Here is a 13,347-nt window from a genome sequence, read left to right on the forward strand (position 1 = left end):
TGCGTCCCTGCGTCACTGCTTCCGCCGTCCATGTTCGCCGCATCGAACGACGCGGACGCCGTCGGCTGCCGGGCGGGCGATGGTGCGGCCGGGGTCACGGTCGGCACGACCACGAGCGGCCCGCTGCGTGCGTCCAGAAGATGCGTGTAGTTCCGCTGCTCGATCAGGGCTTCGGTGATATCGACGCGGTTCTGCGGCGACGGCAGTTGCGGCCTGGTCGTCGGCGTCAGCCCCACATGGGGATAGGGGTCGTTCACCCCCGGCGGCGGCGGACGCAGACGCGCGATCTCGCCCCCCTCGATCTGATGGACCCAGTTGACCGGCGTGTCGATCGGGTCGTGCGCGCACCCGGCCAGCAGAGCGACGAACGCACTGCACGCCAGACGAAACGGATCGGCACGCCGCAACACATCAGGCAATCGGCGCGGCTGTCGCACGTGGGGCTCCGGCAAAACGGTCACGAGACCTGTGCTATATCGCCTCGCTGCCGGATTGGCGAGAGCGCGGCCGAACGCGCGGGGGACTGGCGGCCCGTCATCGGCGACACTAATTACAGGCTGGCCACTTGGCACCGCCGCGCCGACGACGCAGGATAAGCACCGCAATGATGCGTACCGGTGCCCTTTTTCTGAAGACAGGGAGAATCCCATGTACGGCCTGACGCCGAAAGACCGGTTCCGGATGGACGACGAAGACCCCACCGGCCCCGACATCCCCGAGCCGAACGGGCCGGAGAAATCCGAACCGGACGACAACAAGACCCTGTCTTCGCCGATTAACGAACTCGAGACACGCCTGTTCGACCAGCGTAAGGTGCTGATCTTCGGCGCAATCAACGACAAGCTGGCCCGCGACGTGACCGGTCGCCTGCTGGCCCTGGCCGGCGCCTCGACCAAGCCGATCGACGTCTATGTCAACTCGCCGGGCGGCCACGTCGAAAGCGGCGACACCATCCACGACATGATCCGCTTCGTGGATTCGGTCGCGCCCGTGAACATGATCGGCACTGGCTGGGTCGCCTCGGCCGGCGCACTGATCTATGCCGCCGGACGGCCGGAGCGCAGGGTCTGCCTGCCGAACACCCGCTTCCTGCTGCATCAGCCGATGGGCGGCGTACGCGGACCGGCCACCGATATCGACATCGAGGCCCGCGAGATCATCAAGATGCGCGAACGCCTCAATCGTCTGTTCGCACGCGAAACCGGCCAGTCCTACGAGAAAATCGCCAAGGACACGGATCGCAATTACTGGATGTCGGCCGAGGAAGCCATCGCCTATGGCCTCGTCTCGCGCGTCATCCAGACCATGAACGATCTGGGCTGACACCGGCCCCGCGCTCCGCCGAAAACACCCCTTCCGTCGGGGCGCGACACATCCGAATCCCGCGGGCCTCCCTCTCGCCGCACCGACGACCGCGTGAGCCCCACTCCGGCACACGAGAGACGACATGAGCACGCTCGAAGAAATCTACAGCACCCTTCCGGACACGCCGAGCCCCGCCGCGACCGTGGAGGAAGCCGACTACCGCGCCCGCCACTGGAGCAGTCCCGTCGCAGGCCCCCTCAAACCCGGCACGGCAGAACACAAGCACGCCGTCGCGGCGATGTTTCGCGAGACGTTCAATCCCTACAAGCCCTCGGTCATCGCGTGGCCAAAGCTCGATCCCGACACGCTCAGGCGGGTGACATCCCTGCCGATCTGGGACATCGCCGTACAGACCGAAGGCAAGGCACGCCTGCGCATGGCCGCCTATGCCGCGATGATCGACGATGCCGACATGAAGGACGCCCTGTCGCGGAACGCGTGGGAAGAGAACCGCCACAAGGAGGTGCTGTCCAAGCTGGTCGAGGCCTACGGCATCCCGATGGCGCCCGAGCCGCCGTACAAGGAGCCGAAAGACACCGAGTGGGCTTATCTGGTCACGGGCTTTTCGGAATGTGTCGATAGCTTCTTCGCCTTCGGCCTGTTCGCCCTCGCCCAGCGGTCCGGCTTCTTCCCGCCCGAACTGATCGAGACTTTCGAACCGGTGATGCAGGAGGAATGCCGCCATATCCTTCTGTTCGCGAACTGGCTCGCCTGGCACCGCGCGACCATGCCGGTGTGGCAACGCCCCTGGTTCGAGCTTCGCGTGTGGGCGGTGTGGGTCTTTTTGGCATACGAGCGCATCGGCCTGGCCACGTCGATCGACAATGACGGCAACGCCCATACGCAGGACAACAACTTCACCCTCAACGGCGCCGCCGACGTCTCGGGCATCGATGTCGGATTTGCCGACCTGATGGACCTGTGTCTGGAGGAAAACGACCGTCGTTTCTCTGGCTATGATCCGCGCCTTCTGCGGCCCACGACGACACCAGCCATCGCACGGGCGGCACGGTTCTGCGTGCGCCTGTTCAGACCCGTCCACACACCGACGGCCGGCCAGCCCGCATGACGCAGCCGTTCGAGGCGGGATCAGACGCACACAAGTCCCTTTTCTGCCGGCAGTTCATCGACACACATCAGGTGTTTGATCCTGCCAGCCTGCCATGGCCGGCGCTCTCGGACGACGAACTGACGCGCCTTCGGTCAGTGCCCTTCTGGCAGGAGGTCTATCACACCGAACGGCGAGCGGGCGCGATCGTGCATGCGTTCACGCCGTTCATCACCGACCCTGACGTGCGCGCGGCCGTGGCGTTGCAGGGCGTGGAGGAAACGCGCCACGCCAACCTGATCCGCGTCATGATCGATCGCTATGGGCTCGATGCTGTCGAACAGCCGATCGAGGCCTTTCCGGCAGATCTGGAGACGGCGTTTATCGATTTCGGCTTCGGTGAGTGTCTCGATGCGTTTCTGGGGTTCGGTGCGTTCAAGAACGCCCGTCAATCGCAGTTTTTGCCCGCGTCGATGTTCGAGATTTTCGACGTGCTGATGTTCGAGGAAACACGTCATATCGTATTTTTCATCAACTATATGGCGTGGCGTGAGCGCCAGCGCGGCCTTGGCCCCGTACGGCGCACGCTCAAATCCCTTCGGTTTTACGCACGCGCGGGCCAGCGTCTTCTGGGGATGGTCAATCGGGGCCAGCAGCCCAATGACGGGCGTGACTTCGCCGTAACGCAGACCAGTCTGTTTCTGGACGGTTTCTCGTTCCGGGGCTTTGTCGAGGACTGTTATCGCGAGAACGCGCGCCGTATGCGGGCATTCGATCCGGACCTGATGCAGCCGAGCCTGCTTCCGGGGATGGCCGATCTGGCCCTGCGTGGTCTGGATGTGTGGGACAAGGGACGCCGCCTGACGCGTCGCTCCCGGTAAGCCGCGCGCCCGGGTGGTGGCTCGCCGGGGCGCGGGCACCGATCCGAACGCCGTACCCCCGGCGACGGGTGGCGGTCTGAACCCACGTCGATGCGCCGGTTCAGCGTCACCCAACCGGGCGGACGGCGCCGCCGTTAGTCGACGGCTTCGACGTCTTCCTGCTCGTCGGGGCTCGTCAGCATCGTCTCGGCGACGACACCGGCCTGCTCGCGCACCTTGCGCTCGATATCGGCGGCCATGTCGGGATGCTCCCGCAGGAACGTCTTGGCGTTTTCACGCCCCTGCCCGATTCGCTGACTGTCATACGAGAACCACGCGCCCGATTTCTCGACCAGACCGGCCTTCACGCCAAGATCGAGCAGTTCGCCGGTCTTGCTGATGCCCTCGCCATACATGATGTCGAATTCGACCTGCCGGAACGGCGGCGCCATCTTGTTCTTGACGACCTTGACGCGCGTCTGGTTTCCCACGACATCGTCCTTGTCCTTGATCGCGCCGATACGGCGGATGTCGAGGCGCACCGAGGCATAGAACTTCAGCGCATTTCCGCCGGTCGTCGTCTCCGGATTGCCGAACATGACGCCGATCTTCAGACGGATCTGGTTGAGGAAGATCAGCATGGTGTTCGAGCGCGACACCGTGCCGGTCAGCTTGCGCAAGGCCTGGCTCATCAGGCGCGCGTGAAGGCCGACATGGCTGTCGCCCATGTCGCCTTCCAGTTCGGCACGCGGGACCAGAGCGGCCACGCTGTCCACCACCAGCACATCGATCGCGCCGGAGCGGACGAGCGTATCCGCGATTTCCAGGGCCTGTTCACCGGCATCAGGCTGGCTGATCAGCAGGTCGTCGACATTGACGCCAAGCTTGCGCGCATACCCCGGATCGAGCGCATGTTCGGCGTCGATAAAGGCGCACGTGCCGCCTTTTTTCTGTGCCTCGGCAATTGCATGCAGTGCCAACGTCGTCTTGCCCGAACTCTCGGGACCATAGATCTCGACGATACGGCCGCGCGGCAGTCCGCCGATTCCCAGAGCGATATCGAGGCCCAGCGACCCTGTGGACACCACGTCCGCCTGCTCGCGGGGGCGTTGGCCCATGCGCATGATGGACCCTTTGCCGAATGCGCGCTCGATCTGGCTGAGCGCCCCTTCAAGAGCCTTGTTCTTGTCCATTCAAACTGATCCTGCCGTCGCAATCGCTTCATCGACCGCCCACTCCCGCGAGTCGGACGATATCTTCGGGGTGACTATAACGCGCTCGTGGCGCGCGCCGTCCACGTTCAATCCTTTGGGGGGAACGATCAGCCTCAGGTCTAAACCTGTCGCCCTGCGCATTAACCTTTCGTTCCCTTTTGTTCTTTTTAGAACATAAAGAAAACATCCTGTCAAACCGGTCGACGTGCGAGAAACGCGCCACCTTCCTGTCCGCTCAGAGGCGCCGCCCGGCAGCCTCCCGCTTCTGCTTCATCACATAGGCAATAATCCCGGCGACAACCCGAAAATGTTCGCGCGGGATTTCGGAGTCGAGGGGCATGGCATACAGCGCGCGGGCCACAGGCGGGTTCGGCACGATGGGAATGCGATGCTCGCGGGCCTTTTCGCGGATGCGCCATGCGACGTCGTCGACCCCTTTGGCCACGATACGCGGGGCTGCGCCACTCCCCTGCTCATAGGACAGCGCCACAGCATAGTGTGTAGGGTTGGTGATAATGACGGACGCCTTGGGGACGGCCTCCATCATACGCCGTCTGGCCGCCCGCATCCGGATCTGGCGCAGACGCCCCTTGACCAGCGGATCGCCCTCCGACTGACGATGTTCGTCTTTCAGATCCTGCCGGCTCATGCGCAACTTGGAGGTGCGCCGCCAGCGGACCCAGAGCGTGTCCAGACCTGCGATGGCACCCTGCAAACCAATCATGGCCAGAGCCGCACGCAGGACGTGACGCATGATGATGTGCATCTGCTGGGACACGTCCAAGGACGCCTCGCGCATGACATCGCGAAGGACCGTATGCATCAGCCACCAGACAACAACGCCGAACGCCACGAACTTTACGCACGACCGCGCGCCTTCCATCACCCCGTCAAGACCAAACAGCCGCGACAGGCCGCGACGGGGGTCGAGCTTCTCAAGCTTGGGTGTCAGGCCGCCCGGGTAGATCAGAAAGCCCGTCTGGGCAAAACCGACGCCAAGCGTGGCCACAAGCGCGCCCAGTCCGACAGGCAGAAGAAGCAGAAGCCCCGCGCCACCGAATGTCCGGGCCAGTCGCAGGGTCGACCCGACGTCAAGCTCGATACTGCCGATGCTTTCGAACAGCGCGATCATGTCATGCGTAAAACGCGGCGTGCCCAGCACCACCGCCGTCAACAGGGCAAGCACGCCGCCGCCAAAGCCTGCCACCATCTGAAGTTCGCGCGACTGGGCGACGTCGCCGTCTTCACGTGCCTTGGCCAGACGCCTGGCGGTCGGCGCTTCCGTGCGATCCTCCTGGTCCCCCTCGGCCATGGTCAGAGGCCCGGCAGATCATGTAAAACGTGTGCCATGTCTGCCTGCCATGCGCCAAGCAACGTCCGTCCCAGAAGCGCGACAAGCAGCAATCCACCAAGAAGCTGGGCCGGCATTGCCAGACCATAAACCTGTAGCGACGGCACGAACCGGCTCAACATCGCCAGCATGACCTGCCAGAGGGTACCGACCACAATAAACGGGCCGGCCAGTTCAGCGGCGATGCCGAACGTGCGACTCGACGCCAGCGTGACGCTGTGAGCAAGGTCCCCGACCAGAGGCACCTGACCCACCGGAAACACACTATAGCTATCGCACAAGGCGTGAAGCGGGAGCTGGTATAACCCTGTTTCCAGAACAAGCACCGGAACAAGCAGGGACGCCATGCGACTAAGCGCCGTGCTCTGCGCGCCCATCTGCGGGTCTGGCTGCAAAACGCTCGCCAGACCGACAAAGGTTGCAATGATCTGGGCCGCGATCGGCAGCGACAGGCACATCAGCCGAGCGATCAAGCCGATCAGGCCGCCGCCGGCAAGCTCCGCGCCAATCAGCCCCGCCATCGCGACCGGGGACGCGGACCAGGTAGGCCCGGCAGCGGTGAAATGCCGCATTTCAACGGGGGTCAGCAGCACGGCAAGCGCAAAAGCGAAGCCTGCACGCACCGACGTCGGAACCGCATCCTCCCCGATGCCCGGCAGCAACATGATCGCGGCACTGGAACGACAGAGGACAAGAGCAAAGATGAAGACATTGTCGGGCAGGAGACTGACGAAATCGGCGACGTTCACCGGACGCCGGCCTCAACCAGCATGTCGAACGCCCGTAGTGTGAACGTCTGCAGGGTGCCGTACATGAACGGCGCTGCGACCAGCAGAGCGCACCCCACGGCCAGCACCTTCGGCACGAAAGACAGCGTCGTCTCGTTGATCTGGGTCACCGCCTGAAACAGGGACACGACCAGTCCGACCACAAGTGCAGCCAGAAGGGCCGGGGCGCTGAGTTCGACAACCACGATGAAGCAGTGACGCAGGACAGAGGCAATATCAACGGAATGCATGTGCGTGACCCGCTTCCTGATTCCTAGATCGACATCTTCATGATGTCCTGGTACGCCTGGACCACGCGATCGCGAATGGTCGTAGTGGTCTGCAGGGCCAGCTGCGCCCGTGACACAGCCGTAATGATCGAGGTAACGTCCCCCCCGCCAGACAGGCCTTGGGCCGTCAGACGATCGGCCGTGTGACCCTGATCAATGGCGCCCTGGACGGCGCTGTTCAGGACGGAACCGAAATTATCGACGGCATCGGTGCCGGATGACGAACCATCCGTATCAAGGCCCAGGGATTGCGTGCGGGCATACGCGCCGGCAGCGACCGATGCGACGTTCATTTCAGAACGTCAATCGTGCGCGTCATCATGGAACGTGCGACCGCCATCGTGTTCAGATTGGCCGAATAGGAACGTTCGGCCTCACGCATATCCATGGTTTCGACCATTTCATTGACGTTGGGCAGTTTCACGTAACCATCCTTGTCCGCCGCCGGGTGCGAGGGATCGTATCGAAGCTGAAACGGCGTGCTGTCATGACCGATCGACCGGACCGACACCTTGGCCACGTCGTCGTCCTGACCCATGACCTCCTGAAAGGTGATGGTCTTGCGTCGGTAGGCATCCGCGCCGGGAGTGCCCCCGGTCGTATCCTGATTGGCAAGGTTTTCCGCCACGACGCGCAGGCGCTGCGACTGCGCGTCCATGCCTGCGGCGGAAATACCGATGGAGTCAGACAGACTCATGACCGTCTCCGTCTTGGACGTTCGCCATCACGTCACTTGTCCAGTGCCGTGTCGAACATGGACACGTAGGTTTTATAGAGTGTCGACGCCAAGCGTTGCTGGTCGTCCGTATTGGCGATTTTTTCCATCTGCGCGTCCAGCGACACCGCGTTTCCGTCAGGCGCGCGCTCATGTTTGTCGCGCACGGCGCGAACACCGTTGCGACCACCGCCCATATGCATCGCGCTAGTGACAACCGGGGCGATGTCGAAACTGCTGAGCGCGGCGTCGAATGACGAGGCGTCCGACGGCACGAAACCGGGCGTATCAGCGTTCGCGACATTGTCCGCCAGAATCTGCTGTCGTTGCGAAAGCCACTGCATACGACGCTCACCCAGATCGAGCACGTTGCCGCGATAGATGGCAGTCGTCTGATCGGCATTGAACATGACAACTCTCCCGGAGCGTGAGGTCAGCGGTTGGCCGCGAGATCACCGTGGTCATCTGCCGCTGGCACACAATGATTCCGAAAACCTTACCACTTGGTTAGCAGCCGCGATTTGCACGGAAATTTTCATTCGAAGTGTTCACACGCGCCCCACAGGCGTCGTCATCCACCTTTTATTTACACTTCTCAGGAAGAGTGATGCCTCCTGCAGTCACGATGGACGCCGATAACGCATGACACTCTCGATGATGTTTTCATCAACGCTCGCGTTGATCGCCGTTATCGCGATGATTCTTCTTCTGCGCCTTGGCGCCGTGCGAACGGCCTTCCTGCGCCGCCACGGGACGCCGGACGGAGACATGAAAATCACGGCGCGCCTGTCGCTGGACGGCGGCAAACGTCACCTAACACTTCTGGACATCGCCGGGCATCAGGCCGTGGTGCTGACCGGTGGCCCCAGTGATCTTCTGGTTCCGTGGCCCGCAACCGACCGGACGATACCTTCAGGCGGAGTCGCGTGATGGTCATTGAACGGCGCGGCCTGCGGATCGCGATGGTCAGTGCGGCGATTCTGATCGTCGCGCCGCTTCACCTTGCCCATGCTCAGGCCGTGACGTTCGATCTCGGTCAAGGGGGAGAGGCCGGCACGACCGGCAGGATCGTCCAACTCACGGCTCTGATCACGATGCTCTCGCTGGCCCCCAGCCTGCTGGTCATGGTCACGGCGTTCACACGGATCGTCATTGTGCTGTCGCTGCTGCGCAGCGCGCTGAGTGCGCAGGGAACGCCGCCCAACACCGTAATCATCGGGCTGTCACTGTTCCTGACGTTCTTTGTGATGCAGCCGACCCTGCAGGCGTCCTGGGAACAGGGCATCACACCTTTGATGGCCGGTCAGGTGAGCGAACTGGACGGCCTTCGCGCCTCTGCGGAACCGTTTCGGGGGTTCATGGTGGCGCACACGCGCCCGGCGGACCTGACCGCCTTTCTCGAAATGGCGCGCCTTGCGCCGCCATCCTCGCCACAGGCGACGCCGTGGCGCGCGCTGATCCCCGCCTTCATGATCGGGGAACTGAGGCGCGGGTTTGAAATGGGGTTTCTTGTCTACCTGCCGTTTCTCATCATCGACCTCGTGGTGTCGAGTGTCCTGATGAGTCTGGGCATGATGATGCTGCCACCGACAACGATTTCACTGCCGTTCAAGCTGATTTTCTTCGTCCTGATCGACGGCTGGCAACTGGTCGCCGGCAGTCTTGTCCGCAGCTTTGGCGGGTGACGATCATCAAGCCCGACCGGGGGCGGGACGATTGGCTCGCCCCGCTGCCTCCCTCAGTTCGTGCCCGTGGCCAGCCCCCCACCCCGCACGTCGGTCGCACCGGAACAGGTGTGGCTGCCACAAACAATGCTGTTGACGCGACCCGCTCCGACATTGGCGGTTCCGGCACGTCCGGCCAGTGCGTTCGACAGGCCTGCGGCTGCCGCATCGGCCGCATCATTCTGCCCGGAGGCTGCAACGACGGCCTGCACGACACCATTGTGATGAGCGATGGCAATTGGCAGCAGGGGCGCCGGATTGCGGCCGGGTGCGACCCCCAGGACGATGCCGGTCGAACCGGCCATGCGGCCGGTGCCGAACAGGTTGTTCATCGTCAGATCGCACGCGACCGCCTCGCCCGTGCGGTCGACCACCGCAAAGCTGGTCGAGGCCGGCAGGTTGGGCAGGCGCCCGCCGGACGGAGGCGACGACACGAAGGCCTGCGCGGCCGCGACATCGGTCGTCTGGGAATGGGCCGCGCGCCACGCGGCGACACTCGATTGTCCGATGCCGCCGACCGACGTTCCGCCCTGAGCCGCATGCCAGGCCGCAGCCATGCCCAGGCCACCGTCTGCGGGAGGCGCCACGAAGTCGATGCGCGTCCCGCCGTTCTGGAGCGCGAGGCTTTCCAAACGGGCCGGCAGGGCTGCGCGTATGTCTGCGGCGGTCAGGCCACCACCCGCCGTCGCGGCGCCCTCCGCAAGGCTGGATGCCAGCGCACCATTGTAGAGGTCACCGGGGCCCACGTGGCGAATGCGTTCGAGCGTTGCCGCAAGAGCCGGTTGCGCCACCGTGTCGCCAGCCTGAAGCACCGAGCCGTCGCCGCGCGAAAACACGGCGCTCATGCCCTCATCCTCAAGCAATGGTGCCTTGACCACCTCGAGATCGGATGCGAGTTGCGAGCTGACGGTGGCGCCCGCGCGGGCCAGTCGGATCGCTGGCGGCAGCGTCTCGGAGAAGTCGACGCTGCCGTACTGGATCTGCATCCGGTACAGGCCACGGACCACCATGGGAACCGCAGCCGGACGGCTGCCGGAGACCGAGCCGCCCACCGGCAGGAACAGGAACGAATCCGCGCCGGGCTGTCCCGGGCGATAGGCCAAGCACGCGCCCCCGCTGCCAAGGCTGGCCCGCGACGGCAGAGTGACAGCAAGGGCAAGCCCGACGGCCGTCGCGGCATCCGCCGCATTGCCACCCCGGACCAGCACGTCGTGACCGGCCACAGCGGCCTGTGGTTCGTCGGCGACGACAATGCCCACATAGCCGCTCAGATAAGGGTGAGACGGCCCCCAGAGCGTGTCGCGCACACCCTTGACCGCCGGGGCGAATGTCGAACACCCGGCCACGAGGCCGGCAACAGCGAGCGGAAGAAGCGTCCGGCTGCACTGGCCGACCGGCCCGGCGGCAACCTGTCCGGGGAGCGCCCGAAATTTCATCTCTGTTCCCTTGCCATGCGAAAGACCATGCACAAAACCGGCGCGCCGACCGGCACGTAACGACCGGATTAGCGGGCTTCCGGGCACGCGGCAACCTGCTGCTCCGTGGGGGATGGTAACGCCGCCGTCCGTGATGCCGCCGAACCCGCCGCCATCATGCCCTCGCCTTGCCCGGGTGGGGCGGTTAGGGTGCGGCGGCATCCTGACCAAGACCGTTTCTGAAAGACGCCTCATGACAATTCTTTCCCCCGTTCTGACGCCTGCGGGCCGGGTTCGCCAAACCCTTCGCGCGCTGGTGATTACAACCAGCCTCGGGGCAGCCGCCCTGGCCGGCAGCGTATCGGCGCACGCCGCCGACGCCACCACGGCCGGCAGCTTTTCTCCCGCACAGCGTGCGGAAATCGTCGCCATCGTGCGGGACGCATTGAAGACCGACCCGACCATCCTGGCGGACGCGATCACCGCGCTGCGCGCCAACGCCCAGCAGGCCCAGCAGACGGCAACACTGGACGCGGTCGGCAAGAACCGCGCCGCGCTGGAACACACTGCCACTGACGCCGTGTTCGGCAACCCGTCAGGGCGGATGACGCTGGTGGAATTCTATGACCCGCGCTGCCCGTACTGCCGCAAGGTTCTGCCCGACCTGGCCAGCCTGGTGGCCGGCGATCATGATCTGAGGCTGGTGGAAAAAATCATCCCCGTTCTGGGCGACGCCAGCCTTCTGGACAGCAAGGCGATCGTGGCCGCCGGGCTGCAGGGAAAATATGGTGCCTTGCAGAACGCGCTGATGTCCGACGCCGCCAAGCCGTCGATCGATCGTATCCGCACGTTGGCGCAGGCGCAGGGACTGGACGTCGCGCGACTGGAGCGTGACATGAACAGCGGCACGGTCGCCGGGATCATTCAGGCCAATCTCGACCTATCCCGCACGATCGGCGTCGACGGCACACCAACCTTCATCATCGGCGGCACGTCCGTCATCCCCGGGGCCGTCACCGTGGACGAACTGCGCAGCCAGATCGCGCGCGCCCGCGCCGGCTGACGAAACAGAGGACAGCCGCGCGCACCGGCGACTGTCCCGACCGACCCGTCAGGCCGCCCGGCTGGTCGCGCCGGACTGTTCGTCCAGACTCTCTTCGCGCAGCAGGGTGCGCAGGGCGGAGACCATGTCGTCCATCATCGCGTCCGTATGGAACGGACCGGGCGTCAGGCGCAGGCGTTCGGTGCCGCGCGGGACGGTGGGATAGTTGATCGGGGTCGCATACAGCCGGTACTCGTCGAGCAACCGGCGGCTGATCCGCATGCAACGCTCCGCGTTCCCGACGGGGATCGGCACGATGTGACTGGGCGTGTCCATGAAGGGCACGCCGGCCGCGTCGAGCTTGGCCCGGAACGTCGCCACACGCTCGAACAGCCGTTCACGACGCCAGGGCTGCCGACGCACCAGCCGCACGCTTTCCAGTGCAGCGGCCACCACGGCGGGCGGGAGTGCCGTCGTGAAGATGAAGCCTGATGCCGCCGAGCGCAGATAATCAACGATCTCGGACGAGGCGGTGACGTACCCGCCATGGACGCCGAAGCCCTTGGCGAGCGTACCCTCGATGATGTCGACCTGGTCCGCCACGCCATCGCGCTGGGACACGCCGCCGCCTTCCGCCCCGTAGAGACCGACCGCGTGCACCTCATCAAGGTAGGTCAGCGCGCCATACCGCCGGGCCAGGGCGCAGGTCGCCGCGATGTCGGCAATGTCGCCATCCATGGAATAGACGCTTTCGAACGCGATCATCTTCGGCGCGTCCACGGGTGCCGCGGCCAGCTTGGCTTCCAGATCCGCGAGATCGTTATGCTCGTAGATCACGCAGGTCGCGCCGCGCGCGCCTTTGATCCCGGCAATCATCGACGCATGATTTTGTCGGTCCGAAAAGCAGATCCAGCCCGGCATGCTGGTCAGGATGGTCTGCAGGCTGGCCTGGTTGGACACGTAGCCCGACACGAACAGCAGGCCAGCCTCCTTGCCGTGCAGCGCCGCCAGTTCGGCCTCGAGCGCGGCGTGCAGCGGACTGGTGCCGGCAATGTTGCGCGTACCGCCGGCCCCGGCGCCATGCGCCCGGATCGCGGCGATCGCGGCTTCCTGCACCTCGGGCTCGACACCCATGCCGAGATAGTCGTTGGCGGACCACACCGTGACGTCGGGCCCCGGCTCGGCACGTGGCGCGTGGGTATATTCGTATGTTGGATACGCGTCGGCCCGTCGCGCGAGCGGGGTGAAGCGGCGGTACCGCCCCTGCGCCTGAATATCGGCAAGCGCCTTGCGGCAGAAGGCCGCGAAGGGATTACGGACGATCTGGGACGAACTCACGCGGTTCAACTCCGTGCTGACGCTGACGACAGGGGTCCTGAGAGACGGTCAGCGAATATAGACCCGGGTCACATCATGTTGCACGCCCGGGTCGGGCATGGCTGTCATCTGCACCTGCGCGGCGGGCGCTCCGGCCGCGATGATCGTGGCCGCGACCGCCTGCGCGTCGGTGTCCACCAGATGGGCCATCGCCGCGCCCTGCGCCAGGGCATCGCCCT

At 64.7% G+C, this 13,347-nt stretch carries 15 protein-coding genes and 1 pseudogene; 6 read left to right on the forward strand and 10 right to left on the reverse strand.

Translation table 11 applies throughout. The features are described from left to right. Window positions 1-437: pseudogene (locus tag HUK82_RS10070) on the reverse strand (hypothetical protein); the annotation flags it as partial. A gap of 211 nt (window positions 438-648) precedes the next feature. Between HUK82_RS10070 and HUK82_RS10075 the strand changes: the two are divergent. From HUK82_RS10075 to HUK82_RS10085, 3 genes are all read left to right on the forward strand, one after another. Next, a complete protein-coding gene (locus HUK82_RS10075) occupies window positions 649-1,323 on the forward strand; it encodes an ATP-dependent Clp protease proteolytic subunit (protein ID WP_176613840.1) in 675 nt (224 codons plus the stop codon). A gap of 124 nt (window positions 1,324-1,447) precedes the next feature. Then, window positions 1,448-2,434, forward strand: a complete 987-nt coding sequence (locus tag HUK82_RS10080; protein ID WP_176613841.1) for a ferritin-like domain-containing protein — start codon at window positions 1,448-1,450, stop codon at window positions 2,432-2,434. Next, window positions 2,431-3,294 carry a hypothetical protein gene (locus HUK82_RS10085; RefSeq protein WP_176613842.1) on the forward strand — a complete coding sequence of 288 codons (864 nt, stop codon included), beginning with the start codon at window positions 2,431-2,433 and terminating at the stop codon, window positions 3,292-3,294. The genes HUK82_RS10080 and HUK82_RS10085 overlap by 4 nt, the downstream gene beginning before the upstream one ends. Before the next feature lie 134 nt (window positions 3,295-3,428). Here HUK82_RS10085 and recA read toward each other — a convergent pair whose 3' ends face one another. The 7 genes from recA to HUK82_RS10120 form a co-directional block, all read right to left on the reverse strand. Further along, complete coding sequence (recA, locus tag HUK82_RS10090; protein WP_176613843.1) at window positions 3,429-4,466, reverse strand: recombinase RecA; 1,038 nt, start codon at window positions 4,464-4,466, stop codon at window positions 3,429-3,431. 256 nt (window positions 4,467-4,722) lie between these two features. Beyond that, window positions 4,723-5,799, reverse strand: coding sequence for an EscU/YscU/HrcU family type III secretion system export apparatus switch protein (locus HUK82_RS10095; protein ID WP_176613844.1), 1,077 nt, complete (start codon window positions 5,797-5,799; stop codon window positions 4,723-4,725). 2 nt (window positions 5,800-5,801) lie between these two features. Continuing rightward, complete coding sequence (locus HUK82_RS10100; protein ID WP_264802243.1) at window positions 5,802-6,587, reverse strand: flagellar biosynthetic protein FliR; 786 nt, start codon at window positions 6,585-6,587, stop codon at window positions 5,802-5,804. Continuing rightward, entirely contained in the window at window positions 6,584-6,856 is a 273-nt protein-coding gene (locus tag HUK82_RS10105; RefSeq protein WP_176613845.1) for a flagellar biosynthetic protein FliQ, read from the reverse strand. The genes HUK82_RS10100 and HUK82_RS10105 overlap by 4 nt, the downstream gene beginning before the upstream one ends. 23 nt (window positions 6,857-6,879) lie before the next feature. Continuing rightward, window positions 6,880-7,188, reverse strand: a complete 309-nt coding sequence (locus tag HUK82_RS10110; protein ID WP_176613846.1) for a flagellar hook-basal body complex protein FliE — start codon at window positions 7,186-7,188, stop codon at window positions 6,880-6,882. After that, window positions 7,185-7,592 (reverse strand): flagellar basal body rod protein FlgC, encoded by a 408-nt coding sequence (gene flgC, locus HUK82_RS10115; RefSeq protein ID WP_176613847.1) that lies wholly within the window; start codon window positions 7,590-7,592, stop codon window positions 7,185-7,187. Before flgC ends, HUK82_RS10110 begins: the two co-directional genes overlap by 4 nt. A 32-nt stretch (window positions 7,593-7,624) precedes the next feature. Next, the gene (locus tag HUK82_RS10120) at window positions 7,625-8,020 is read right to left on the reverse strand and encodes a flagellar basal body rod protein FlgB (protein WP_176613848.1); all 396 of its coding nucleotides are present in this window, start codon (window positions 8,018-8,020) and stop codon (window positions 7,625-7,627) included. Between the two features lie 244 nt (window positions 8,021-8,264). Here HUK82_RS10120 and HUK82_RS10125 point away from each other — a divergent pair, with 244 nt between their 5' ends. Both HUK82_RS10125 and fliP read left to right on the forward strand, forming a co-directional pair. Beyond that, the gene (locus HUK82_RS10125; RefSeq protein ID WP_176613849.1) at window positions 8,265-8,540 is read left to right on the forward strand and encodes a hypothetical protein; all 276 of its coding nucleotides are present in this window, start codon (window positions 8,265-8,267) and stop codon (window positions 8,538-8,540) included. A gap of 32 nt (window positions 8,541-8,572) precedes the next feature. Then, window positions 8,573-9,295 (forward strand): flagellar type III secretion system pore protein FliP, encoded by a 723-nt coding sequence (gene fliP / locus HUK82_RS10130; protein WP_212648078.1) that lies wholly within the window; start codon window positions 8,573-8,575, stop codon window positions 9,293-9,295. A gap of 53 nt (window positions 9,296-9,348) precedes the next feature. On the opposite strand, the gene HUK82_RS10135 is transcribed toward fliP, so the two are convergent. Beyond that, window positions 9,349-10,770 (reverse strand): gamma-glutamyltransferase, encoded by a 1,422-nt coding sequence (locus HUK82_RS10135; RefSeq protein WP_176613851.1) that lies wholly within the window; start codon window positions 10,768-10,770, stop codon window positions 9,349-9,351. A gap of 232 nt (window positions 10,771-11,002) precedes the next feature. On the opposite strand from HUK82_RS10135, the gene HUK82_RS10140 reads away from it, so the two are divergent. Continuing rightward, window positions 11,003-11,812, forward strand: coding sequence for a DsbA family protein (locus HUK82_RS10140; protein ID WP_176613852.1), 810 nt, complete (start codon window positions 11,003-11,005; stop codon window positions 11,810-11,812). Window positions 11,813-11,860: 48 nt separating this feature from the next. Here the strand turns inward: HUK82_RS10140 and hemA are convergent, their stop codons facing one another. After that, window positions 11,861-13,129 carry a 5-aminolevulinate synthase gene (gene hemA, locus HUK82_RS10145; RefSeq protein ID WP_176613853.1) on the reverse strand — a complete coding sequence of 423 codons (1,269 nt, stop codon included), beginning with the start codon at window positions 13,127-13,129 and terminating at the stop codon, window positions 11,861-11,863. Between the last annotated feature and the right edge of the window lie 218 nt (window positions 13,130-13,347).

Source organism: Ameyamaea chiangmaiensis, assembly GCF_013376175.1.
In the GTDB taxonomy this organism is placed as follows: Bacteria; Pseudomonadota; Alphaproteobacteria; order Acetobacterales; family Acetobacteraceae; genus Ameyamaea; species Ameyamaea chiangmaiensis.